Origin of the sequence: Mesorhizobium sp. B2-4-18 (genome assembly GCF_006441385.1) — a bacterium.
In the GTDB taxonomy this organism is placed as follows: Bacteria; Pseudomonadota; Alphaproteobacteria; order Rhizobiales; family Rhizobiaceae; genus Mesorhizobium; species Mesorhizobium australicum.
This window is the reverse complement of sequence record NZ_VFUW01000007.1, coordinates 204,159-228,215: the sequence shown is the minus strand read 5'-3', so window position 1 is coordinate 228,215 and position 24,057 is coordinate 204,159. Positions and strand designations below refer to the sequence as shown.

Below are 24,057 nucleotides of genomic sequence, written 5' to 3'. Positions count from 1 at the left end.
GAGCCGCGCGGAATTCAAAAAGTGATGATCATCAGGCCTGCCAGCGGACGTGGGTCGCCTGGCCTCAGCGCTCTTGCAAGGCGAGGCGGACACCCAGGGCGCAGTAGATGCCGCCGACAACCTTGCCTTGCCATTTCAGCACTGTCGGATTTCGGCGCAGGAAACTGCCGAGCCGCCCTGCGCTCACGGCAAACACGACCGTGCTGAAAAGCCCCAGCATGACGAAGATGATCCCCAATACGGCCAATTGAACCATCACTGATCCGTTTTCGGGCCGCACGAACTGAGGCAGGAACGCCAGGAAGAAAAGCGCGGTCTTGGGGTTGAGCACCTCGGTCAGGACAGCCTGTCGAAACGCCTTGCCGGCGGAGCTTGCAAGCGCGCCGGCGGTCGGATCGGTTGGCGCTTTCTCGATGATGGCCCGAATGCCGAGGTAAACGAGGTAGGCCGCGCCGATATACTTTACGATGCTGAACAGCGTCGCCGATGTGGCGATGATCGCCGAGATCCCAACCATCGCCATGGCGGTATGAAACACATCGCCGGCCGCGATCCCGCCGCCTGTGGCGATTCCGACTCTCGTCCCCGAACTCGTTGCGCGGGCGATCGTCAACAGCGTGGCCGGGCCAGGAATGAAGACAAAGCCGAGCACAACCGCGATGTAAGCTATCGTTGTGGCCAGATCGATCATCGCAGCGTTCCTCCGTGAGCTATGCCTTGTCCGTCACCTTCAGCGTGAAGGCATAAGTATAGGCGATCTCCTCCAGGCGTGAAAACCGGCCGGAGGCACCGGCATGGCCGGAATCCATGTTGATCCTGAACAGTACCGGATTGTCGCCGCTCTTGCGGTCGCGCAGCCGCGCAACCCATTTGGCCGGCTCCCAATAGGTGACGCGCGGATCGGTGAGACCGGCGAGCGCCAGGATCGGCGGATAGTCGAGCGCGGCGACATTGTCGTATGGCGAATAGGCGGCGATCGTCAGGTAATCGTCGGCCGACGCGATCGGATTGCCCCATTCCGGCCATTCCGGCGGGGTCAGCGGCAGCGTTGCATCGAGCATGGTGGTGAGTACATCGACGAAGGGAACCTCGGCCACGATGCCGCCGAAGCAATCCGGCGCCATGTTGGCGATGGCGCCCATCAGCATACCGCCGGCCGAGCCGCCTTGCGCGACGATTCGGTCATGCGCGGTATAGCGCTCGGCAACGAGGTGGCGGGCGCAGGCGATGAAATCGGTGAAGGTGTTCATCTTGTGCGCCCGCTTGCCGTCGTCGTACCAGCCATATCCCTTGTCCTTGCCGCCGCGCACGTGGGCAATGGCAAACACGAACCCACGGTCCACCAGCGAGAACCAGTTGGTGTTGAAGGCGGCCGGCACGGTGATACCGTAGGAGCCGTAACCGTAGAGCAGGCATGGCGCGGAGCCATCCAGCGGCGTGTCGCGGTGATGCAGAAGCGAGATCGGCACCAGTTCGCCATCGGCCGCCGGCGCCATCAGCCGCCTCGTGACGTAGAGGTGCGGATCGTGGCCGGACGGCACTTCCTGGGTCTTGAGCAGCACACGCTCACGAGTGCGCATGTTGTAGTCGAACATCTGTGACGGTGTCGTCATCGACGAGTAGGAAAAACGCATCATCTCGGTGTCGTATTCCAGGGACCCTGAAAGGCCGAGCGAGAAGGCTTCCTCGTCGAAGGAAATCAGATGCTCTTCGCCGCTGGCCCGATCCCGCACGACGATGCGCGGCAGGCCTTCCTTGCGCTCGAGCCGCACCATGTGGTCCTTGAAGCCGATCACCGACAGGATCAGCCGGCCGGGTTCATGCGGCACCAATTCCTGCCAGTTGGCGCGGACCGGGTCGCTCGCCGGCGCCGTCATGATCTTGAAGTCCTTGGCACCGTCCGCGTTGGTCAGGACGAAGAAGATATCGCCGCCTTCCTCAAGTTCATATTGAAGGCCGGTCTCGCGCGCCGAAACCAGCTTCGGCTTGGCAAATGGATCGCTGGCGCTCAACAGGCGGTATTCCGAAGTCTCGTGATCGTTGATGCCGATCATGATCCATTGGTTGTTGCGGGTCCCGTCGACGTTCATGAAGAAGCCGGGGTCGGTTTCCTCGTAGATCAGCCGGTCGTTTTCAGGGGCCTGCCCCAGTGCGTGGAACAGCACCTTCGACGGCCGGTGGTTTGGGTCGAGACGCGTATAGAAGAACCCGTCATTGCCCGCGTCCCAGACCCCCGAACCGCCGGTGGCCTGTATCTGGTCCGCCAGTTCCTTGCCGTCGGCAAGGTCGCGCACACGCAGCGTGTAGAATTCCGAACCCTTGTCGTCGAAGGCCCATAGCAGCTTGCTATGATCGGCCGAATGATCGACGCCGCCAAGCCGGAAATAGGCCTTGCCCTCGGCCTCGGCGTCGCCGTCGAGCAGGATCTGCTCGGGTCCGCCGCCGCGCGGCGTTCGGAAATAGCGCGGCTGCTCGCCGCCGAGCTTGAAGGAAGAGCCGTAGGCATAAGGCCCGTCCTTCATGGGAACGGAAGAATCATCTTCCTTGATGCGGCCCTTCATTTCCTTGAAAAGCTGCTTTTGCAGATCTGACGTGTCGGCCATCAGCGTCGACTGATAGGCATTCTCGGCTTCGAGTTCGGCGCGGATACCTGGATCGAGCAAGGAAGGATCCCTGAACATTTCTTGCCAGTTATCCGCTCGCAGCCAGGCATATTCATCGGTTCGCGTGATGCCGTGATGCGTGTCCGAGACGGGCCTTTTCTCGGGGGCAGGGGCGCTGGCGATTGGAAATCGGGAAGTCCTGGTCATTGCGTCTCGCTCTGGAAATATCTTGAATGACGAATGAACACGCCGATCAGGGCAGGTTCAAGAGCTGTGGCGTAGAGTTGGTGTCGGCCCATGCGACGGCCGGGGGAGAGAAGATGACTATTCGGTCTCGTATTGCTGCGGCTTTCGCCGTCGCTTCGCTAAGTCTGGTCTTTGCCGGCCAGTCTCATGCGACCGTATTTTCGGCTTGGCAAGTGGCCAATGTGCCGTTCGGCGACACGCTCAATGTGCGCAAATATCCGTCAGGAACATCCCAGAAGCAGGTCGCATACCCGAACGGGACCGTCCTGCAGATGACCGGACGATGCACCGGCGGCATAAACCTGCTCGATATCGCCAATCAACCGGCATGGAAACAGCAGCAGACGGTTCGCTATCGCTGGTGCGAAGTCTGGCATGAGCCGGCCAAGAACGGCACCTTCGTGACCGGCTGGGCCTATGGCAGATATATCATCCCGTATTGAACGACCATCGATTTTGGCCCCGACGGGTTCGACCGGCGGGCATGTCGCCTGGTTGCCTGCCCGACAGAGAGGAGCGGCAACCTGTGGTTTTGAGGACAGATGCGAACAACCAAGTTTGCCGAAGCGACGGCAAAGCAAACGAGAGCATTGAAACCTGATTTGTGAGTTATCGCGAATGTAACGGTGAACTGACGTTACGTCAGGCTTTATCGGTTTGGCGGGCGAAATATCGAAAAATTACATGATGCACGAAAGATTGAAGCTGATCGCGGAATAGTTGATCAAGATTCATAAATATAATGCGCGCAACGAATTGACTTACTTGACCTGCGGCCGCATTGATGTCCCCGTGACACGAATCGCGGCAGCTCTATCTGCGCAAATTCGTGCAATGCCCTGCCTGTAAAAAGGGGCACAGACCGACGTAACTCTTGTTGGGGCCTGAAGACCATGGATATTGTCGAAACACCTTCCAGAAACAATGATGCGCTGATAGAGCTCACCGCCGACGTGGTGGCTGCCTATGTCAGCAACAATCCGGTGCCGGTCGGCGAACTGCCGAACCTTATATCCGATGTCCATGCCGCCCTCGGGCGTGTGGGCGGAACCGTCGAACAGGCGCCTGCCGACAAGCAGAAGCCGGCTGTCAACCCGAAGCGCTCGGTTCATGACGACTACATTGTCTGTCTTGAAGACGGCAAGAAGTTCAAGTCGCTCAAGCGTCACCTGATGACCCACTACGATCTGACGCCCGATCAGTATCGCGAAAAGTGGAACCTGGACCCAAGCTATCCGATGGTTGCCCCGAATTACGCGGCGGCCCGCTCGCAGCTTGCCAAGAAGATGGGCCTCGGCCGCAAGCGCAAGGCGGCGCGGTAGTCGCTGCTTGCCAGATTGGATTGAAATCAAACGGCGCCTTCGGGCGCCGTTTTGATTTCAGGGGTGGGCGGAAGATCGACAGGTCGATCAGGCAGTCTGGGCGAGCGCCATCTCGGCGTCGCGTTTGATGCGCTTGACCATCGAGCGAAGACCGTTGGCACGCTGGGGCGACAGGTGCTCGTCGAGGCCGAGTGCCTTCAGCGTCGCTTCCGCATCGATTTTCTGGATTTCGCTGGCCGTCTTTCCGGAAAACAGCGCCAGCATGATCGCAACCAGTCCGCGCACGATATGGGCGTCCGAATCGCCGGTGAAGGTGATGACGGGGTCGGCGCCCGGACCCCGTTCGGTGGTCAGCCAGACCTGGCTGACGCAACCTGGCACCTTGTTGGTGGCGTTGCGCTCCGCATCGGGAAAGGGCGGCAGCGCTTCGCCGAGTTCGATGACGTAACGATAACGATCCTCCCATTCGTCAAGGAACGAGAAGTCGTCGCGGATCGTCTGGATCGTCGTCGTCATGACCCGGATATAGTCACGCGGCGGCGCCGCGTCACGGAAAAAACAAGGACACCGCGGGCGTCGAGAGGGCAGACTGCCCGCGGTGCGCCGTCGAGACGGCTTAATTGTTTATCGGCAGGTTGACCGTTTCAGGCAGGACGACTTCCGGTACGCTGCCCGTCATTGTCGAGGTATCGGAGCCGGCGGACTTGTCGTCCAGCATGGCCGCCGCGATCTTGGCGGTTTCCTTGGCGCGTGCGGTGATGGTGTGCATCGCCGACTTGCCCGTCTCGCAGACATCGGGCTTGCGTTCGCAGATACCGGCAATGTCGCCGACGGCGTCTCGCGCCGCGAACAGGGCCTGGATCGGCCCGACGCTTTCCTGGCCCGTTTCATCGGGCCCGACACCCAGCGGCAGCGCCAGCAGCACCAGTGAAAACCAGAAAGCCATTCTTATCAGGAAGAACATGCCTTGCCTCTCGTCGTGACGGATCATGCATCATATGGCATGACCTCTTTTATGGGCAGGATGTTGGCACACAGGCACGAAGGACGGCTTGCACGATCGCCGAGAATTTTCCTCAAATTTTAGGCAAATTCGAAACGAAGCGTTTTGCTGTCGATTTGTTTCATTTCGAGACGATTCTTCTCACCATTCGATAACCATCTATCCCGTTGAATGAATTGTGTCTTCGAGGAAATAAAGCGGCTTCGACGACTTGGCCGGCGGTCCGACGACAGGACCCGGGGGATAACCCTCCGTTTACTATGGCTGCATTTGACCGGGTTTTCGGCCGCCGTCATCCCGATATTTGCCGCAGGGCGGGCCTTGGTCGGCCCTGCCTTATCCATTCCTTAAACGCTGGGTGCGAGTTTCAAAGCCAACCAACACAATCTGCAAAAGCAGAGCTGTTCACGACGAGTGCGAGTGCGTTGAATTGATGCCGATCGAGGCCAGATACGCTGAATTGCCTGGTGCAATAGCGGCCGGTTGTGAGCGCATGGTTCATCCCAGCGTTCTCGAACGGAGCGACCGCGAGCGCCAGCGCCGTTTCATCGGCGTGATGCTGGCCGCGCCGTTTTTTGCAGCGGGTGCCGCGGTCACGCTGGTTACATCGGGGATGGGCGCCGCGGTGACCATGGCCGCCATTTTCGCGGCCTTCGGCCTGTGCTGGTTCGTCGCCCTGCTGGTAGCCGCTACCGGCAAGATGGCTGCCGCGGGGCCGATCGCCCTGGCGATGGCGGCGCTTGCCCTTGCCGGTCTCATCGGTGCCGCCGGCGGATTGAGTTCACCTGTCGCCATGCTTGCCCTGGCGTTGCCATTCGAAGCTTGGTGGATCGGCGCATCACGGCGTGCGGCATTGTGGGGGGGCGCGACAGCCGTCATCGCCATCGCCCTTCAGTCCTTGTCGGCCGCCTTCCTTCCATTCACGGATGCGCACATCGCCGCCTGGCATTGGCTGGTGCCATTGGCCTGGGCGCTGGCCCTCATCCCGCGCATATCGGCTTTTTGCGGCACCGCCGGCGCGGCCGATACGCTCGATGCGGGTGATCGACTGGAAGACATCATCGACGCGGTGGTCTTGCGGGTCGCCCGCCACGGCGAGGTCGTGGATGCATCCGCCAAGTCGCGTACGCTTCTGAAATTGCCGCCTGAGCTGTTGTCCGGAACGGGCCTCTTCGATCGGGTCCACCTGTCGGATCGTGTCTCCTATCTCAGCGCCCTGGCCGACATGCGTGACGGCGCACGGTCGCGCCGTCTCGAATTGCGCATCAGGCTGCCCCAGAGTGACAACGGCGCCCACAACGGAAATGGCTTTGCGGCCGACAATTACCAGCCATTCGCGCTCGAACTGGTGCGTGGCGAGAAACAAGGCGACGTCTTCACGCTTGTCCTGCGCCAGAATGACGAGACCGCGCGGCTGCGCGAAGAACTGGCGCAAGCCAATGAGACGGCGGCCGCCGCCGAAGTGGCCAAGGGCCGGTTCCTGGCAGTCGTGAGCCATGAACTGCGCACGCCGTTGAACGCCATCATCGGCTTCTCCGACATGCTGCTGCACGAGATGTTCGGCGCCTTCAAGGATCCGCGCCAGAAGGAATATGTCGGTCTGGTGCGGGATTCGGGCCAGCATCTGCTGGCAGTCGTGACATCCATACTCGACGTGTCGAGGATCGAATCGGGCGTCTACGCCACCGAGCCGGAGCCGTTCCGGTTCGTAGAAGCCGTAGACATGTGCCAGTCGATGATGCGGCTGCAGGCGCAGGCCAAGAATATCGACCTGCAGACGCAGATCGCCCCTGACGCCGGCGATATCAATGCCGATCGCCGCGCCGTACAGCAGATGCTCATCAACCTCGTTTCCAACGCGATCAAGTTCACCCCCGACGGCGGCGATGTCGTCGTCGGCGCCAAGCGGATCGGCTCACGTCTGCATTTCTGGGTGAGGGACACCGGTATCGGCATCGCCGAGGAGGATTTCGCCAATCTCGGCAAACCCTTCACGCAGATCCAGAACGACTATACCCGCCGTTTTGAGGGCACGGGTCTTGGCCTTTCCCTGGTGAAGGGGCTGGTGGCCTTGCATGAAGGTACCATGTCGATCGAAAGCATGCCGGGCGAGGGCACCACGGTCACCATCAGCCTGCCGGTCGGCGGGCCGAAGGGGCGCCCCGCCAACCCGACCGGAGTGCTGACAATGCCGGTGACGAGGGCGAAAGGGGACGGAAATGGCTCGCTCCGCAAAACAGGCTAAGGCGGTCAAACGCCGCGGCAATGCCTTTCAGGACGGCGCCATCGCCGTCGGCGGCATGATTTCGCGCAATCCCGTCCTGGTGGGAGGATCGACCGCATTCCTGGTGACGCTGTTCTATGTCTCGGCGAATGCGCTATGGTATCAGCCTTTCCCGCACGCCGGGGCGTTTTTCGCCACACGCAATTTCCAGGGCTTTCCGCACGCCGCCGCCGACGAGCCCGAGACGACAATCAACATCGTGCGGTCCAATGCCGCGCCCGCCCCGATCAAGGGTGACCCGGTGGTCGAGCAGGTGCAAGGCATATTGAAGGACCTTGATTTCTATTCCGGCACCGTCGACGGCATTTCCGGCCCCAACACGCGCAAGGCCATACAGGCCTATCAACAGAAGGTCGGGCTGAACGCCTCGGGCGAGATCGACGCGCTGCTCCTGGATCAACTGGGTGCAACGCCGAAGACGGCTGCCGTGCCGAAACCGCAACCTCGTCCTGACATGCCGCCGGCCGCCGTTCCCGTGTCCTTGCAGACCAACGAGGCACAGGCGAATGCCGCTTTGCAGGGGCCTGACCCCCGCATCGTCAAGATCCAGGCCGGGCTGAAGGCCTTCGGCAATGACGACATGCAACTGGATGGCGTCGTCGGCGCACGCACCAAGGCGGCGATCAAGGAGTTCCAGTCGCTGTTCGGCTTGCCGCAGACCGGCGAGCCCGACGAGATCGTCTACGTCAAGATGCGCGAGATCGGCCTCACCAACTGACGGCCGAAAACGACGGCTCGCCCTCCACGGGAAATTTCGGTAGAGAGCCCGCATGTCGTCGGGAGTCTTCCATGCGCGTAACCGCTGATCTGTGGGTCTCGGCCCTGTTGCGCCGGGTTTTCGGCGCAGGCGGATTTGCCGCCGTGGTCAATCGCGGCGCGACGGAGGCCGGGGCCGTGTTCATCCTGGCGCGGGGCAGGCTGGGTGAAACGGCTCTCTACGGGCCGGCACCGCAGACAAGCTATGATTCGGCCAAGCCCGAAGACCGTTTTTTCAGCCTTCTCGCCGCCAGCGATGATGCCGCCGTGCTGGATGCGAGACTGGAGCGCGAGAAGAAATTCGATCCCGACATCTGGGTAGTCGAGATCGAAGCCGGGAGCGTTCCCGTCGAGGAGCTTATTTCCGTGAAGACGCCCTGAGGCCGGGAGCGTCGGCTTCGTCGCTGTTGGAGGGCCTGCGGCTGTCGCCGTTTGCCGGTGGCTTGCTGTGAACCGTCTTGGACAGCGTTTCGGCCTTCCACTCCCGCACTTTATCCAGGGCCGCGTCGCGAGGCAGCAGGCGGTAGCGGTCGAGATAGGCGCGGATGGCCTGGGGATGCGGGAACAGGCCGGGATAGACGGCGACCGTGATCAGGAATGCCCGGTCCTCGCTGAAGTCGAGCGAACGCAGCGCCGCAAGCAGCGGCGCATAGTTCTGGTGGGCGGTCAGCGATTGCGCAATCGAAAAATCAATGTCGAGAGCGTCCGCCAGCGCGGTGTGGAAGAACGCGGCGTTTCCGGTCAGTGCCGTCTCGCGCAGTTTGACAAAGGTGTCCGCACCGGGAAACGCATCGACCTTCGCCGCCAAGGCTTGGTCGCCGGTGCGCATCATGGAGCGCAGCTTGCGCCGCGCGCTCTCGGCGGCAACGCCGGGCGTCTGCTGAGTTTCCGCGCTGTCCGCCGTCGCTTGCGCCTTCACGACAAGGCTCTGCGCCGGGGCAGCTTCCGGATCCCGCGTCCGCACCAGGGTTGGCCTTTCGAGCGCCCTGATCAGATCGGCGATCGTCGGGTTCAGGTCCTTGCGCCGCGCTATGGCGCGCGCATGCGGCAGCCCATGCCGGCCAATCAGCGCGATCAGGTCGATGTCGCTGACGGCCCGCGAGCGGATGAGCAGTGGAGCGGCAATGTCGACCGGTTCCTCGCAGAGGCGCCGCACCAGGGCCGCGGGTGCGTATTCGCATTCGGAAAGGGCGGCTGCCACGTAGCGCCGCGATTCGACGGATACATCGTCGAACAGAGGCAGCGTCAGGTCTTCGAGCTGGCCGATCTCCCGGCGCGACGGTCGCGTCAGCGAGCAGAACGCGGAAACGGCGGCGCGGAACAGCCTTTCGGCTTTTCCCGATTGCGCCCTTATCGCGATTTGCCTGAAATCCGAAGATGACACGAAGGATACGCCTGACACCAGATACACACTCGACCTCGCGGCACCGGGACTATTTCGGTTTCGCGATTGCCTCGGTCAGAACTCCCTGACCCGGGAACAAAGATCAATTTAGCGGCGATCCGTTAGCGTTCCGTTAACCCTCTGCCGGCCTTAATGATATTTGGAGGCGTTGCGTTGTGCTCCGGGGAAACCGAGAGGAATGCGCGAATCATGGGCATGGTACTGTCTTTCGTGCCGCGTGCGGCACCGGCTAATCGAGCCAAGCAAACCACCGAAATACCGGCGGCTGTGATCATATTTCCCGGCATCCGCTATGAGCGGTCCAGCATCGGCGAAGCCCGGCCTGCAGGGCCAGACAAGCCGGGATCGCCACGGACGCCAGTCCCCCATCACTGAGCAGTCCCCCACCACCGAGCTTTGCTGAAGCCATGGTGTGGTCCGTCAGGTCCTCTGCTCCGGATCCGCGAACGCGGATCGAGGCTTAGAAATCCTGCAACTCGCAGGAACTCTGATCGAGAAAGCGGGACACGATCGGCTTCCAGCTCTCGTCGGGTACGAAGCTGCGGATGACGAAGATGCCTTCATCGATGGGCGCCTCGACGAAGATCGCTCCCTGAAGATCCTCGGGCAGGTCCTTGCGCACGTCGATCATCTGCGCCGGCGTCAGCACGACGGCATCCAGCTTGCCGCCCGCCGCCGTGTGGTCGTTGAAGGAATAGATGTTGTGACCGCTGCGGTCATAGACCGACACCGACCAGAACGGGACGTTCCCCGGCGCCTTGATCCGGACCATTCCTTCCTCGAGGTCGAAGCGGCAGGCCGTTGCGTAGAACAGCGGGTCGACCGATTTCACCACCGGTGCGCCGCCCGCTTCGGCATCGAGCCGGTTCATCTTGTAGAGATCCGAAGCCATGGAGAGACGCGACCAGGCGTCGCGTTCCGAAAATTCCGGCACCAGAAGCAGGACGACAATGTGGACGATGCCGGCACCGACGAGGCCGAGCAGGATGGCATGGAAAAGCCTGCGCAATGCGGCACGCAAACTACGCATCGCAGCCCGCCTTGACGATCCTGGGCAGCGAAACGTCTGACAGGCCGGTGCTGCTGGCGATCGGCGTGTCGTAGAGGGTCAGGACGAAATACATCCGTCCAGAACCGTCGGTCAGCAGCCAGTTACCCGGCATGGGTTGATGGCCTACGGAAATAATCACGGAATTGTCCGGTTGGCGCAGCACCTCGTAGGACTGAAGAGCCGCAAGCCGCGATTTGCCGGTCTCGACGACGCCGAGCGATTGATCGGCGGCATAAAGCGTCCAGAACCGCGCTGTCGGAAATCCGCCCTCGATCCTGTAGGTGCATTCCCGCTTGAGCTGGTCGCCGGCGGCATCCTTTTCCGCCACGAAGGACAGGCCCTCGGCGCGACCAAGCGCCAGCACGCCCTCGCGCGCCACGCGGGCCTTGGAATAGGGGTCCGCGGCCGGTGTGCCGATGTCGGGAAAGGCAGTCCACTGGCCGATCCTGATTGCGCCGACACCGTCCTGGCTCTTAAGCGCATACCAGACGCTGGCGCCGCCCCCGCCAATGGCTATGGCAAGCGAAATCAGCATCAGGAAGGCGTTCTTGAGCATGAAGGGCCAGGTGCGCGCAGAATTGCCGTTCGGGGATATCGCGGCGCGGGGCCTTGTGGCAAGCAGGCGTGATGGATTTGCCAGTCGGTCTTGTCTCAGCGGGCGGATATCACAGTGCCGACAACGTTTCGGGTGAAGCGGGGGCGTCGAGTTTGGGGGCCGCCTGGAACATCTGGCTCATGTCCCGCAACGTCTGTGTGGTTCGACTGGACAGCACCGGCGGCCGCTCGGCGGCGGCATCGGCCGCGGCCTGCTCCTCGCTCTTCTTCTGTGCCTCGGCGGCCTTTGCCGCGACCTCCTCGTCGACGAAGGGCTTGTCTATCCCCGGGATCGGCTTCAAGTCGATGTTCTGGTGCGCGTAGACCATCAACCGCTGCCACACCATCGCCGGCAGCGAGCCGCCGGTCATGTTCTTGGTCGGGGTGAAATCGTCATTGCCCAGCCACACGGCCGCCGTGTAGTTGCCGGTAAAGCCGACGAACCAGGCATCGCGGTAGGATTGCGTGGTGCCGGTCTTGCCGGCGACGACGATGTTGGGAATTTGCGCCCGCCGCGCCGTGCCCATCACCGGCACGGCCGCCAGCATGGTGTTCATGGATTTCAGGGCCTGCTCGGACAGGACGCGATGCGGCGGCGGCGCGTCCTTGGTCCAGTCATACACCACGTCGCCGGTGCGGGTTACGAGCTGGGTGATGCCGTGCCGGGAACCGACGAAGCCATTCTGGGCGAACACGCTGTAGCCCGTCGCCTGGTCCATCACGGTCATGCCCGAGGTGCCGAGCACCATCGTCTTGTGCCCTTCGAGCGGCGATTCCACCCCAAACGATTCCGCCAATGCCTTGATCGGCGCGATGCCGAGATGGTCCTTGGCGAGCCGCACCGGCACGGTGTTGATCGACTTGGCCATCGCCATGATCAGCGTGATGTTGCCCGCCGACTCGCCGCTGTAATTGTGCGGCGACCAGTTGCCCCAGCTGATCGGCCCGCCAGAAATGATCGAGTTCGGCGTGAAGCCGTGTTCCATCGCCGTGGCGTAGACATAGGGCTTGAACGATGAGCCGGTCTGGCGCAGTGCCTTGGTGGCGCGGTTGAACTGGCTGGCGCCGTAATCGCGGCCGCCGACGATCGCCCGCACCGCGCCATTGGTCTCGATGACCACCACGGCCCCTTCGGTGACGTTGTACTCCTTGCCGAACTGGCGCAGGTGGAACTCGACGGACTCCTCCGCCGCCTTCTGGATGTTGGCGTCGAAGGTGGTGTGGGCAACCAGCGAGTGCTGGCCTGGCTTGGCGATCTTCTTGACCTCGTCGAAGGCCCAGTCAAGGTAGTAGTCGGGGCTCTTCTGTTCGCCGCGGTCGACGACGTCGGCCGGGTGCAGTCTGGCCTGCAGCACCTGGCCTTCGGTCATGAAGCCGGAATCGACGAGGTTGGACAGCACCACGTTGGCGCGCGCGCGCGCCGCCGGCAGGTTGATATGCGGCGCGTATTTGGTCGGGGCCTTGAACAGACCGGCCAGCATCGCCGCCTCGGCAAGGTTCAGGTCCTTGACGCTCTTGCCGAAATAGAAGTCCGCCGCCGCCTCGATGCCGAACGTGCCACCGCCCATATAGGCGCGGTCGAGATAGAGCTGCAGGATTTCCTTCTTCGACAGATTGGCCTCCAGCCACAGCGACAGGAACGCCTCCTTGATCTTGCGCTCGAACGTGCGCTCATTGGTCAGGAACAGGTTCTTGGCCAGCTGCTGGGTGATGCTCGAGCCACCCTGGACGACCGAATTCGCCCGCACGTTCTCGAAGATCGCGCGCGACAGGCCGAGCACGTCGATACCGTAATGATCGAAAAACCGGCGGTCCTCGGTGGCGAGCACCGCCTTGATGACATGGTCCGGCATCTCGTCGACCGGCACGGAATCGCGCTGGATGATGCCACGCTGGCCGATCTCGTTGCCATAGCGGTCCAGGAAGGTGACGGCGAAGTCGCCCTGGGCACGCCAGTCGCCGGTAGTGTCCTGAAAAGCGGGTATCGCCAGCGCCAGCATCACCACCATGCCGCCGGCGCCGAGTGTAAAACCTTCGCTCAAAAGTTCGATGAAGCCGCGGCGCCAACCCTTGAGACGGAAGCGCCGCGAGAAGATCGTCGCGGCCTCCCAGAACTGGCGTGCCTTGAACCCGATCTCATAGAGCGAGGAATCGAGCCACGCGTCCAGCGCCAGCAACCAGGCGGCGATCGGACCTCTTCTCTTGCGTGGTTCAGGGCTGACCATTCAAAAAACCCGGCTCGGTTCTGGCGCGACCTGAAAACCGCAAGCGGGCAATTTCAGGGCGGCGCCCTGTCCGACTATTCATCCATTTACGGACACTCACAAGGGCGGCGAGGACACAGGGGCACGGTTTGTTGATGGAAGAGCCAGGTAGCCGGCGGCCGGTTCCTCGCCCGCCAGGTGCTCGATCCGGCGAGCGGGAGCTGTTTTGCCGTTTTCCCGACTATCAGGCCGCCTCGCGTTTCAGCGCCTGTGCCATGCAATGGATACCGCCGCCGGTCTTGGAGATTTCGCTCATGTCGACGGCCGCGACCTCGAAGCCGCGCGCCTTGAGTTTTTCGATCAGCGTCTTGCTGGACGTCGGCGCGATCACCCGGTCCTTGCCCAGCGACATGAAGTTGCAGCCGAGCGCCATCGTGTCCTGGAAGGGAACGTCGATGATCTCGTGCCCCTTGCCCTTCAGCCAGTCGACGATGCCAGGCTCGGTGCAGGCGAGGCAGACGGCAGTGAGCTTTTCGGCGATCGGCACCACCATCAGGTCGATATGGACGTAATATTCGTCGATGAAGGCAATGCGTGTCTCCCAGCCTTCCTTCTCGAACCAGGCCTGCACCTGCCGGGCGCCTTCCTCCTGCGTGCGGGCGCCGCCGCAGCCGATCAGCACCACGCCGTCCTCGATGACATTGAAGTCGCCGCCCTCGAAAGTGCCGGCTGTCACCATGTCGTAGATCGGGATGCCGAGCTTTTCATAGGTGCGGATGGCGGCGTAGTTCTCGCCGCGCCGCCACCAGTTGGCCATGGCGGTGATAATGGCGCCATAAGGCGTCATGACGCTGGAATCGCGGGAATAGACCTGCATCGGCAGTTCCGGCGTCGGCTCGTGCCAGTGAATGTTGACGCCGAAATGCTCGTAGGCCGCGACAAGATCCTTGTGCTGTGCCTGCGCGATCTGAACGTTGCAAGGGGCTTCACGCAGGTGCTTGCGCGACAGCGAACTGGTCGACAGGTGGCGCAGGAAATTCGGCGATCCGAGCAGCACGTCGGTCAACACGTCGGTTTCGTTGGCGAAGCCCCAGACGGTCAGCGGCTGGGTGCCGCCGGCCGGGTTGCGGCGTTGCAGCGAAAACGGCTCGGTGATGATGCGGTCATGGACGGTCATGCGGGTTCTCCTCGTGGGCTCTTTCTAAAGGGTTGGTCAGGTCATGCGTTGCTTGGGATCCACCAGTCGCGGCCGCGCGCGGTGGTGACATATTCCGGCCAGCGAAAGTTGATCGGCGGGTCGTAGTCGCAGAGCGGCGCGATCCAGTTGGAGCCGCCGACGCCACCGCCGGTACGGGTTATGAACTCGTCCATTGCCGCATCGCGGGCGGTCTCGTCCTCGAGCAGGCGCAGCGCCGTCAGCGCGATCGTCTTGGCGGCGCAGATGACCATCGGGTCGATCGTCGCCGGAATGCCACCCAGCGCATTCATCACCCAGGAGGGATAGGCACCGCCATTCGCCGAGCGGAGCGCTGGGCGGGCGACATAGAAGCGGGCGGTCGGCGCGTGCCAGCTCATGTCGGTGTAGTCGTCGGAGGTCGAGTTCACCTGGGACGGCGGCAGGTCGCGGCGCAGGATCGCCTCGGCCTCTTGTGGCGAAATCAGCCGCTCAAGCTCCTCGATAAAAGGGTTTTCGGTAGCAGTGCCGCCGGTATTGACCTGGATTTCCCGCGCGATTGTTCTGGCGACTTGGTCCCAGCGTGGCGGCCCGACCGTCGACAGGGCTTCATAGGCAATCCCGGCCATGGCATGGTTCGCGAGCCCAGGCCGTGACTTCGACACCCAGTGCCGCTCGTAGCGGCAGCCGCTGATCGCAGCCGCGGCCGCGGCATTGCGGTCGAGCACCGCCGTTACCTGCTCGGCCATGCCGATGGTGGGCACGCGGATCATGTACTGGATCTCGGCCAGTCCCGCCGGCAGATTGTCGGCCGTGGCCTGGCCGGCCGTCAGGATAGCCTCGCTGATCGACCAGCCGCCCTGGTGTGGCAGCATGGAATCGCGCAACGCCTTGGAAGCCATGTACATGGTCATCAGTGCATCGTTGGCGCCCGGTGCCCTGACCGCCGAATGCGCCTGCGGGATCGGTGCGCCGTCGCTTGCGCGAACCCAATTTTCGGGTTCGTCGCAGACGAAGCGATAGATCATCGCGTAGGCCGCGCCGCAATGCGTGTCCCAGCGCGCGGTATTGCAGAGCGGCAGCATGTAGAAGGGATGGAAGGAGATCATGCCGGCAAGGCCGTCATAGTAGCCTTTTGCCGCATGGATTGGCTTCGAACCGCGCACTTTCTCAGCCGGCTCGCCGGTAAAGCGCAGCGTGCCTTGAATGTCGTGGCGCTGCATGGCGGCTTTGGTGGCGAGCAGGCCGCCGAGACTTGCTATGCCGAGCCCCGAATGCGGGTCGGTATGGCCGCCGGCCTCGGCGCCAAGGCCAGGTCGCGGCTGCCTCACCGTCACGGCGTCCTGGCAATTGCCTGGCACGGCATCATATTCGGCATACATGCCCACTGTCGGTCCGGCACCGTTCGTCCAATGGGCGCAAAAGGCGGTCGGCATGCCGCCCGAGCCTTCCTCGACCGAAAATCCCTCGCGCTTGAGTCGATCGACATACCAGGCGGCCGACTGGTACTCGCGCCAGGCGGTCTCGCCGAAATCGAAAATGGTGCGTGTCCATGCCGACAGCAGGGGCTGGATGCCGTCCAGGCAGGCAAGCGCGGTCTCTTGCGCCGATGTCGTCACCGGTTTCTCCATGCTCTAGAAGAAAGCAGTGAAGCGGCTCGCCAAAAAGTGATATGTTTTCCTGGTTCATGCAAATTCGGTTCACCTCTTGAGAATCCCATCGACACAGGCGCTACGCGCGCTCGACAGTTTTGCCAGACATGGCAGCGTCTGGCGCGCCGCCGACGAACTGCACCTGACCCGCAGCGCGGTGAGCCACCAATTGCGGCTGCTCGAGCGAGATCTCGGCTTCGATCTGCTGGAGCGGATCGGCAAGGGGGTGGCGCTCACCCCGCGTGGGCAGCGCTATGCCAGCGACGTGCGCAAGGCGCTGACCGTGCTGGGTGACGCGGTGACGCGCGATGCCGGCACTGGCGTCGGCGGCTCGTTCGCCATCTCCTGTACACCGGGCTTCGCCTCGCTGTTCCTGTGCACCCATATCGGCGAGTTCCGGCAGATGTACCCCGATGTCGCGCTGCGCATCCTGACGCCCCGACGGCTCGACGATGTCAGCAATGCCGACGCAGACGCCTTCATCGCGTTCGGCGTGGGTAACTGGCCGAACCGCATGGCCGAGCTGTTATGCGAAATCTCGTTCACGCCGCTCTGCAGCCCGACGCTGCTCAACAAGGTCGGCGGCTTTTCCCGGCCGGCGGACGTGCTGCGCGCCAATCTGCTCCATCTCGACGACACCGAGGATTGGGCGCGCTGGCTGGCGCTGTCCAAGGTCGAAAACCCGGACACCGAAAGCGGCATCTTCTTTTCCGACATGAACCTCGTCTTCTCGGCCGCGATTGCCGGGCAGGGGATCGCCATGGGTGACGAACTGACCAGCCGCCGTGCGCTGAGCGAAGGCCGTCTGGTCAGGCCTTTCGACATCGCGATCAAATCGCCGCGCTCTTATTTTCTGGTCTCCGAACACGCCAAGGCCTCGCACCCGGTCCTGGAAGCGTTCGCGGGATGGCTGAGGTCTACTCTCTCCGAGAACCGCATTCAGCCCTATTGAGAGGCAGCGTGGCGCCAGCCCGCCATAGATGAATGAAATTTGCCGATCAGGCGAAAACTATTCGGTTGCGGTGAGCTTCCGCCCTGCCTACGATTTGGCTCAATGGTAAGGATAGAGGCAGGATGCAGCAACCCGGCCGGGCCGCAGAGATCAAGGCAATCGGGATCGGCAAGAGCTTCGGCTCGTTCCGTGCGCTGGACAATCTGACGCTCGACATAGGCCGCGGCGAGTTCCTGACGCTGCTTGGGCCTTCCGGCTCCGGCAAGACCACCTTCCTGATGATCCTGGCCGGCTTCGTGCAGCCGAGCGAGGGCAGGCTTTTCAGCGACGGCGCCGATATCACCGACCGCCCGGCCGAGCAGCGTGCCGCCGGCATGGTGTTCCAGGGCTATGCGCTCTTTCCGCATATGAGCGTCGAGGCCAACATCGCCTTCCCGCTCAAGGTCCGCAAGAGATCGGCCGCCGAGATCAAGAAGCGTGTCGGCGAGATGATCGAGCGCGTCGGTCTGGTCGGCCACGAGAGGAAATTGCCCTCGCAGCTTTCCGGTGGCCAGCAGCAGCGCGTCGCGCTTGCCCGCGCGCTGGTGTTCGAGCCGGGCGTGCTCCTGCTCGACGAGCCGTTTTCGGCGCTGGACAAGAGCCTGCGCGGCCAGATGCAGGCAGAGATGAAGCGCCTGCACCAGGAGACCGGCACCACCTTCGTCTTCGTTACCCACGACCAGAGCGAGGCGCTGGCGCTGTCTTCGCGCGTCGCCATCTTCAATCATGGCAAACTGCTGCAGGTCGGCGCGCCGGACGAGGTCTACGACCGGCCGGACAATCGCTTCGTCGCCGAGTTCCTCGGTGAGATCAACATGCTGCCGCTGAAGGGGGTTAAGCCTGTCGACAACGGCTCGACCGGCCTCTGTGAGGACCGCGCGGTAAGTATCCACTGCAAGGCTGAGAAGGTGCGTGGCGACGCCATCCTGGCGATCCGGCCCGAACACATGTCGATAGCACGCGAGGCCGCCGCCGGAGAGAACGGCATTGCCGCGACGGCAATCGCCTCGACCTATCTGGGGGCGGCGACCAAACTCGACCTCACCACGCGCCAAGGTGCCAAAGTCACCGTCTCGGTGCCCAATGAGGTCGCGGCGGCGGCGCTCAGCAAGGGCAATTCCGTGTGGCTGACATGGCCGGCGGAAAAGGGTTTCCTCCTTCCGGACGGAGGACAATGAGCGCCGGCGCGGCCTGATCAGCCGCACCGGCTTCCGGAATTAAAATCAACGAAAACAAAGGGGAACTGACATGAACGACACCAAGAAACAGGCCATCGAAACGCTGTCCGAAAGGACGAGACGCGGCGAGATCTCGCGTCGGCAGTTCGCGCAACTCGCTGCCCTCGTGCTCGCCGGCACGCCGATGCTGCTGCGCTCGACCGGTGCCTTTGCCGCAGCGAAGGAACTTGTGCTGGTCAACTGGGGCGGCGATGCCATCACGGCCTACGACGCGGCCTATGGCCAGGCCTTCACCAAGGATACCGGCATTACGGTCAAGATGGACGGGTCGGGCCCGACCGAAGGCGCGATCGCCGCGCAATCCAAGAGCGGCGCCCCGACCTGGGACCTGGTCGACGTCGACCCGTTCTCGGCCATTACGCTCGGCGCCCAAGGCATGCTCGAGCCGATCGACTACAACATCGTCGACAAGAAGAAGATGCGGCCGGGCTTCGGCTGGGACTATGCCGCCTCGACTTATTTCTTCTCCTATGTCATCGCCTACGATTCCGAGAAATACGGCAAGGATGCACCGACTGGCATGGCCGATTTCTTCGATGTGAAGAAATTCCCGGGCAAGCGTTCGCTCTACAAATGGGGTGTGTCGAGCTGGGAAGCGGCCCTTTTGGCCGACGGCATCGCGCCGGCTTCGCTCTACCCGCTCGACCTAAAACGTGCGCATGACAAGATATCGGCCTTCAAGGAAAACGTCGTCGCGTATTGGGGCGGCGGCGCCGAGAGCCAGAGCGTGCTGCTCAATGGCGAAGCCTCCATGGCGATCGTCTGGTCGACGCGTGCCTCGCTGATCGAGCAGGATTCCGGCGGCAAGATCAAGTTCATCTGGGACCAGGGCCTGATCTCGCCCGGCGCGCTGGCCGTGCTCAAGAACAACCCAGGCGGCAAGGATGCGGCGATGAAGTTCATCGCCAGCGCCCAGGATCCGGAAAAGCAGCTCGTCATGTTCGACAAGCTTGGCCAAGGTCCGGCCAATCCGGCGGCCGACGCGCTGATCCCCGCCGACAAGAAGCGCATCAACCCCGTCGATCCCGAGAACATGAAGAAGCAGATCCCGCTCGACATGGACTGGTACGCCAAGAACTATGGGCCGGCGCTCGACGAATACACCAAGATCATCTCCGCCTGACCGGCGGCGATGCTGATCTGACATGAGAGGCGTTCTCTCCGACAGGATGGGCGCGGCGCTGTTGATGGCGCCGCTGCTCCTTTTTCTCGGCCTTGCCTATGCCTGGCCATTTCTCGGCGTGGTGAAATGGAGTTTCACCTTGCCGACGCCCGGGCTTGGCCAGTACGAGGCGTTGCTCACCGACGATCTGGTCCAGTCGGTGTTCATCCGCACGCTGCGCATCGCCGCCATCGTCACTATAGTGTCGGTCGCCGCCGCCTATGCTATTACGGTCGTCTGGGTTCGCGGCAGCCCGGCGCAGCGCCTCATCGCCGAATTCTGCATCCTGGTGCCGTTCTGGATCTCGGTGCTGACACGCGCCTTCGGCTGGGTGGCACTGCTGTCCAATCGCGGCCTGATCAACACCTGGCTGCAGTCGATCGGTTTTATCTCCGAACCGCTGACTTTGGTACGCAACGAATTCGGCGTCATTGTCGGCATGACGCATTTCCTCATTCCTTTCGCCGTCTTTCCGCTGGCTTCGGCCATGCGCAGCCTTGACGAGCGTGTTCTGCTCGCCGCGCGCGGCCTCGGCTCCAGCCGCATGCGCACCTTCTGGACGGTGTTCGTGCCGATGACGCGCTCCGGCATTATCGGCTCCGCGATGATCGTGTTCGTCTTCTCGCTCGGTTTCTTCGTCACGCCGGCGATTCTCGGTGGCGGGCGCAGCGTCATGATCGCCGAACTGATCTATCTCAGGATATTCCAGAGCCCGGACTGGGGGCTGGGGGCTGCGATCAGCGTCGTGCTGGTACTGTTCGTCGGCGCGCTGATGGCGCTCTTGTTCCGTTATGTCAGACCAAAGCAGCTGATCTGATGCCGACTTATCGCCCCGGTCCTGTCTCCCTGGTTATTGCCGCCCTGGTGGCGTTGTTCCTGCTGTTGCCGCTGTTGGCCGTCATCCCCGTGTCGCTGACGCCGAGCCGCATGCTGGCGATGCCGACGGGCGAATTGTCGTTGCGCCACTACCGATCGTTGATCGAGGATCCGCGCTGGCTCCAGTCGATCCTGCTTTCGATCCGCATCGGCATCGTCAGCAGCGCCATTTCAACTGTGCTGGCGCTCTGCTTCAGCCTCGGCGTCTGGATGTTCCAGCCGCGCTTCACCGCGACCCTCGTCGGCTTCGTGCTGTTGCCGATGGTGGTGCCGCCGGTGGTTTCGGCGGTCACGCTCTACTTCCTGCTCACCTCGATCTCGGGCGTCAGCTCCTTCTTCGGCTACGATACCTGGCTCGGCGTTGCCATGGCGCATTCGGTGATGACGGTGCCGTTCGCGACGGTGCTGATCCTGGTCTCGCTCAGCCAGCTAGACCGACGCATCGACCTTGCCGCGCGGGGGCTTGGCGCAAGTGTCTGGGAGCGCGCCACGCGCGTCATCATGCCCAACATCAAATTCGGCATCGTCACCGCGGCGCTGCTGTCCTTCGTGCTGTCCTGGGAAGAGATCGGCGTCACTTTGTTCATCACCTCGGTCAACGCCATCACGCTGCCGCGCCTGATGTGGATGGGACTACGCGACAACATCGACCCGGCGATCGCCGCACTGTCGGTGATTTTGATCGTGATCACCGTGCTGGTTCTGGCGGTGAGGAGCGTCGTGGTCAGGCTGAACCGGGGGAGCAAGCCGGTCTAGACGAACCGCACCGACACTTTGCCGAACCTGCCCAAATCGCCAATGACTTCGTCACCGGCGGCGACGCTGATCGGTGTCACGCAAGTTCCGGTGATCACCACCTGTCCCGGTTGGAGCGCTATGCCAAGTCCCGATAGCTCATTGACGATCCACGTGAGCGCGATACGTGGGTCGCCGAGGACAGCCGCGCCCGTTCCGTCGTGCCGAGACTTACCCGAAACGAGACCGGTCACCGGGTACTCCGCCAGGTTCATGTCGCGCCAATCGTCTTCGGCAGGCTGGCCGATGACAAACAGATTGGCGCAGGCATTGTCCGCGATCAGCTGCGGCGCGCCGACAGCGCAGAAATCATCATATCGTGAGTCCGGTATTTCGATCGCCGGATGCAGGGTCGCCACGGCGTCCATCACGTCAGCGATTTCATAAGGTGCGGCGCGAGGTGGGATCTGGCGGCCGAAACGGAACGCGAATTCGACCTCGGCGACCCGCATCTTGCTCGTCGCCAGCGAGACGATCCCGCCGACCTCGACCGCTTTTTCGGCGAGCAGACGCCCGGCCATCGGGCCGTCGACGTTGATATGCCTTTGACCGGCCAGGCTGGTTGCCGCGATCTTCCAGCCGAAAAGCGGGGCCGCCGAATGCTCCATGACATGCGACTGGATGGCGTAACCTTCGGTGCGCGTTTTCGGCCGCAGTTCCTCGGGTATGACGTCGAGATGGGTGCCATTGTCCCAATGGCCTACCAGCAGACGTGACGCGGCCCTGGCCTTTTTTGGATCGAGCATGTCAGCTCCGGAAATCGGGAACATGCCCCTCTGTCCGGCCAAGCCGGCAAGGAACATTCCGTCGTATGGACCAGCCTATATGGGGCAAGATCGCGTGACCAGACAATCAGAGGCAAGCTCATGGTCAATTTGCCAGGCCCTATCGCGCCGACTGACGAGATTGTCGGCAAGTCGTATTTTCGAGATCATCGGCGTTCATGATTCCGATGACGAATCGCCATCCTCTTGGCGTGGCGAACCGCTATATCTGAGAAGGGATGCGACATGGGCAGGCTTTGGAAAAGCATTGTCGGTGGCGCAACGGCTTGAGGAAATGGACGATGACCGCGCCCGGCGATTTGCAGCAGGCCCTGTTTCTAAGACTGAAAAGCGATGCGTCGCTGTCGGCGCTGCTGGGTGGCGCCGGACTGCTCGAGCGGGCAACCGACAACGTCGCCTTTCCCTATGTGACTTCAGGCCAGACTTCTGCCTTTGACTGGGACACCGGCGCCGAGAACAACGACGACCAGCTGATCACGCTGCATGTCTGGTCGAAGGCGCATGGCGAGGCCGAGACCCGGGCGATCATGGATGCCATCAAGGCGCGGCTTGCCGGAGCGGCGTTGGTTATAGGCCCGCGTGGCCAGACGCGGCTGTCGCTGGAATTCAGCGAGGCGCGTTACGATGAGGAACTCCTTGTCCACCATGGCCTGCTGCGATTCCGTGCGCTGACGCAGGAAAACGCCTGACGCACTTTCAATATCACCGAAACGGAGTCTAGACTGAGCTTTCGCGGGTTTCACTGGGGGGCGGTGAAATCCAAGATGTCTGTCTCGCGTTGCAGGGGTGTGGCGAGCATGGTTTCAGGGCCGTTCACTGTTCATTTCACGTTCAGCACCGATGCGTTACAACGCGGGTCATGAAAACGCTTCGCTCCCATTTCCGAACCGCGACCCTGGCGCTTAGTGCCGCCGGGCTGTTTGCGTCGCAGGCAATGGCGATACCGGTCATCGAGCCCGACCAGGCCAGCCCGATCGTCCTGGCTGCATCCGACTGCTATGCGATCGGTCAGCAGGTGGCTCAGCAGAATGGCGGAACGCTCGCCAAGGCTTCGGCATCGACGCGTGGCGGCCAGCCGGTCTGCGTCATCGTCGTGCTCGTGCCCGGCAAGGACGGACAACGTCCGCGCCGCTCCGAAATCGTCGTTCCGCAGAACTGACCGCTCTTCCCTCCGTTTCCCAGGCCGGCGGAATCGGCCTATATCTGAAATCTTCAATCAACAGGCATTGGTCCCCGTATGCGCGTACTCGTCGTCGAGGATGACAAGGATCTCAACCGGCAGATCTCGGATGCGCTGGTCGATGCCGGCTATGTCGTCGATCGTGCCTTCGACGGCGAGGAGGGCCATTTCCTCGGCGACACAGAGCCTTACGATGCCGTTGTGCTCGACATCGGCCTGCCGCAGATGGACGGCATCAGCGTGGTCGAGCGCTGGCGTCGCGGCGGCCGCAAGATGCCGGTGCTGATCCTGACCGCGCGTGACCGCTGGAGCGACAAGGTCTCCGGCATCGACGCCGGCGCCGACGACTACGTCACCAAGCCGTTCCACATAGAGGAGGTGCTGGCGCGCGTCAGGGCCCTGATCCGCCGTGCGGCCGGCCACGCCTCGTCGGAACTGACCTGCGGGCCGCTGCGTCTCGACACCAAGGCTTCGAAGGCCGATTTCAACGGCGTGCCGCTGAAATTGACCTCGCACGAATTCCGGCTGCTTGCCTATCTGATGCACCACATGGGCGAGGTCGTTTCGCGCACCGAACTGGTTGAGCATCTCTACGACCAGGACTTCGACCGCGATTCCAACACCATCGAGGTCTTTGTCGGACGATTGCGCAAGAAGATGGGCATCGACATGATCGAAACCGTACGCGGCATGGGCTACCGCATGCGCGAGCCGGAGGCGTAAGGCGGAACCGCTC

24 protein-coding genes are annotated in these 24,057 nt (G+C 62.5%); 13 read left to right on the top strand and 11 right to left on the bottom strand.

Translation table 11 applies throughout. From position 1 onward, the window contains the following. Positions 1-64 precede the first annotated feature (64 nt). Both FJ527_RS18760 and FJ527_RS18755 read right to left on the bottom strand, forming a co-directional pair. Positions 65-691: a LysE family translocator gene (locus FJ527_RS18760; protein ID WP_140663171.1), complete on the bottom strand. Its 627-nt coding sequence runs from the start codon at positions 689-691 to the stop codon at positions 65-67. A gap of 19 nt (positions 692-710) precedes the next feature. Continuing rightward, positions 711-2,810 carry a S9 family peptidase gene (locus FJ527_RS18755; RefSeq protein WP_140823804.1) on the bottom strand — a complete coding sequence of 700 codons (2,100 nt, stop codon included), beginning with the start codon at positions 2,808-2,810 and terminating at the stop codon, positions 711-713. A 113-nt stretch (positions 2,811-2,923) separates the two neighbouring features. On the opposite strand from FJ527_RS18755, the gene FJ527_RS18750 reads away from it, so the two are divergent. After that, a complete protein-coding gene (locus FJ527_RS18750; protein ID WP_140618729.1) occupies positions 2,924-3,292 on the top strand; it encodes an SH3 domain-containing protein in 369 nt (122 codons plus the stop codon). A 450-nt stretch (positions 3,293-3,742) separates the two neighbouring features. Further along, entirely contained in the window at positions 3,743-4,171 is a 429-nt protein-coding gene (locus FJ527_RS18745; protein ID WP_015318648.1) for a MucR family transcriptional regulator, read from the top strand. Between the two features lie 87 nt (positions 4,172-4,258). On the opposite strand, the gene FJ527_RS18740 is transcribed toward FJ527_RS18745, so the two are convergent. Together FJ527_RS18740 and FJ527_RS18735 are read right to left on the bottom strand one after the other, a co-directional pair. Next, positions 4,259-4,687 (bottom strand): SufE family protein, encoded by a 429-nt coding sequence (locus FJ527_RS18740; RefSeq protein WP_015318647.1) that lies wholly within the window; start codon positions 4,685-4,687, stop codon positions 4,259-4,261. A gap of 100 nt (positions 4,688-4,787) precedes the next feature. Continuing rightward, on the bottom strand, positions 4,788-5,135 hold the full coding sequence (locus FJ527_RS18735) for a DUF5330 domain-containing protein (RefSeq protein ID WP_140823864.1): 348 nt from the start codon (positions 5,133-5,135) through the stop codon (positions 4,788-4,790). A gap of 532 nt (positions 5,136-5,667) precedes the next feature. Here FJ527_RS18735 and FJ527_RS18730 point away from each other — a divergent pair. The 3 genes from FJ527_RS18730 (at position 5,668) to FJ527_RS18720 (ending at position 8,595) form a co-directional block, all read left to right on the top strand. Next, complete coding sequence (locus tag FJ527_RS18730; protein ID WP_140823803.1) at positions 5,668-7,419, top strand: HAMP domain-containing sensor histidine kinase; 1,752 nt, start codon at positions 5,668-5,670, stop codon at positions 7,417-7,419. Next, positions 7,394-8,176 carry a peptidoglycan-binding protein gene (locus FJ527_RS18725; RefSeq protein ID WP_140618573.1) on the top strand — a complete coding sequence of 261 codons (783 nt, stop codon included), beginning with the start codon at positions 7,394-7,396 and terminating at the stop codon, positions 8,174-8,176. Before FJ527_RS18730 ends, FJ527_RS18725 begins: the two co-directional genes overlap by 26 nt. A gap of 71 nt (positions 8,177-8,247) precedes the next feature. Next, entirely contained in the window at positions 8,248-8,595 is a 348-nt protein-coding gene (locus FJ527_RS18720) for a DUF1491 family protein (RefSeq protein ID WP_140823802.1), read from the top strand. Here FJ527_RS18720 and FJ527_RS18715 read toward each other — a convergent pair. From FJ527_RS18715 to FJ527_RS18685, 6 genes are all read right to left on the bottom strand, one after another. Next, complete coding sequence (locus FJ527_RS18715; RefSeq protein WP_140823801.1) at positions 8,573-9,598, bottom strand: hypothetical protein; 1,026 nt, start codon at positions 9,596-9,598, stop codon at positions 8,573-8,575. The genes FJ527_RS18720 and FJ527_RS18715 overlap by 23 nt on opposite strands. A 481-nt stretch (positions 9,599-10,079) precedes the next feature. Then, positions 10,080-10,649, bottom strand: a complete 570-nt coding sequence (locus FJ527_RS18705) for a DUF1254 domain-containing protein (RefSeq protein ID WP_140823800.1) — start codon at positions 10,647-10,649, stop codon at positions 10,080-10,082. After that, on the bottom strand, positions 10,642-11,226 hold the full coding sequence (locus FJ527_RS18700; RefSeq protein ID WP_140823799.1) for a DUF1214 domain-containing protein: 585 nt from the start codon (positions 11,224-11,226) through the stop codon (positions 10,642-10,644). Before FJ527_RS18700 ends, FJ527_RS18705 begins: the two co-directional genes overlap by 8 nt. Positions 11,227-11,335: 109 nt before the next feature. Further along, positions 11,336-13,489 carry a penicillin-binding protein 1A gene (locus FJ527_RS18695; RefSeq protein ID WP_015318638.1) on the bottom strand — a complete coding sequence of 718 codons (2,154 nt, stop codon included), beginning with the start codon at positions 13,487-13,489 and terminating at the stop codon, positions 11,336-11,338. Positions 13,490-13,712: 223 nt separating this feature from the next. Further along, positions 13,713-14,645: a dimethylarginine dimethylaminohydrolase family protein gene (locus FJ527_RS18690; protein ID WP_140663165.1), complete on the bottom strand. Its 933-nt coding sequence runs from the start codon at positions 14,643-14,645 to the stop codon at positions 13,713-13,715. Positions 14,646-14,686: 41 nt separating this feature from the next. Further along, entirely contained in the window at positions 14,687-16,273 is a 1,587-nt protein-coding gene (locus FJ527_RS18685) for an amidohydrolase (RefSeq protein WP_181166394.1), read from the bottom strand. Positions 16,274-16,349: 76 nt separating this feature from the next. Between FJ527_RS18685 and FJ527_RS18680 the strand changes: the two genes are divergently transcribed. The 5 genes from FJ527_RS18680 to FJ527_RS18660 all read left to right on the top strand — a co-directional run bounded on the left by FJ527_RS18680 (position 16,350) and on the right by FJ527_RS18660 (position 21,317). Further along, a complete protein-coding gene (locus FJ527_RS18680) occupies positions 16,350-17,246 on the top strand; it encodes a LysR substrate-binding domain-containing protein (RefSeq protein ID WP_140823797.1) in 897 nt (298 codons plus the stop codon). Positions 17,247-17,368: 122 nt separating this feature from the next. After that, positions 17,369-18,463 carry an ABC transporter ATP-binding protein gene (locus tag FJ527_RS18675; RefSeq protein ID WP_140823796.1) on the top strand — a complete coding sequence of 365 codons (1,095 nt, stop codon included), beginning with the start codon at positions 17,369-17,371 and terminating at the stop codon, positions 18,461-18,463. 70 nt (positions 18,464-18,533) lie between these two features. Then, positions 18,534-19,646, top strand: a complete 1,113-nt coding sequence (locus FJ527_RS18670) for an ABC transporter substrate-binding protein (RefSeq protein WP_015318633.1) — start codon at positions 18,534-18,536, stop codon at positions 19,644-19,646. A 22-nt stretch (positions 19,647-19,668) separates the two neighbouring features. Next, positions 19,669-20,502, top strand: a complete 834-nt coding sequence (locus FJ527_RS18665; protein ID WP_015318632.1) for an ABC transporter permease — start codon at positions 19,669-19,671, stop codon at positions 20,500-20,502. Then, entirely contained in the window at positions 20,502-21,317 is an 816-nt protein-coding gene (locus tag FJ527_RS18660; protein ID WP_140663155.1) for an ABC transporter permease, read from the top strand. The genes FJ527_RS18665 and FJ527_RS18660 overlap by 1 nt, the downstream gene beginning before the upstream one ends. On the opposite strand, the gene FJ527_RS18655 is transcribed toward FJ527_RS18660, so the two are convergent. Beyond that, positions 21,314-22,102 carry a fumarylacetoacetate hydrolase family protein gene (locus FJ527_RS18655; protein WP_140663153.1) on the bottom strand — a complete coding sequence of 263 codons (789 nt, stop codon included), beginning with the start codon at positions 22,100-22,102 and terminating at the stop codon, positions 21,314-21,316. The two genes, FJ527_RS18660 and FJ527_RS18655, sit on opposite strands and share 4 nt — an antisense overlap. Positions 22,103-22,422: 320 nt before the next feature. Between FJ527_RS18655 and FJ527_RS18650 the strand changes: the two genes are divergently transcribed. The 3 genes from FJ527_RS18650 to FJ527_RS18640 all read left to right on the top strand — a co-directional run bounded on the left by FJ527_RS18650 (position 22,423) and on the right by FJ527_RS18640 (position 24,044). After that, positions 22,423-22,830 (top strand): DUF3168 domain-containing protein, encoded by a 408-nt coding sequence (locus FJ527_RS18650; protein WP_140823795.1) that lies wholly within the window; start codon positions 22,423-22,425, stop codon positions 22,828-22,830. A 170-nt stretch (positions 22,831-23,000) separates the two neighbouring features. Continuing rightward, positions 23,001-23,300 carry a hypothetical protein gene (locus FJ527_RS18645; protein WP_015318628.1) on the top strand — a complete coding sequence of 100 codons (300 nt, stop codon included), beginning with the start codon at positions 23,001-23,003 and terminating at the stop codon, positions 23,298-23,300. Positions 23,301-23,378: 78 nt separating this feature from the next. Next, positions 23,379-24,044 carry a response regulator transcription factor gene (locus FJ527_RS18640; RefSeq protein ID WP_140823794.1) on the top strand — a complete coding sequence of 222 codons (666 nt, stop codon included), beginning with the start codon at positions 23,379-23,381 and terminating at the stop codon, positions 24,042-24,044. Positions 24,045-24,057: the final 13 nt, after the last annotated feature.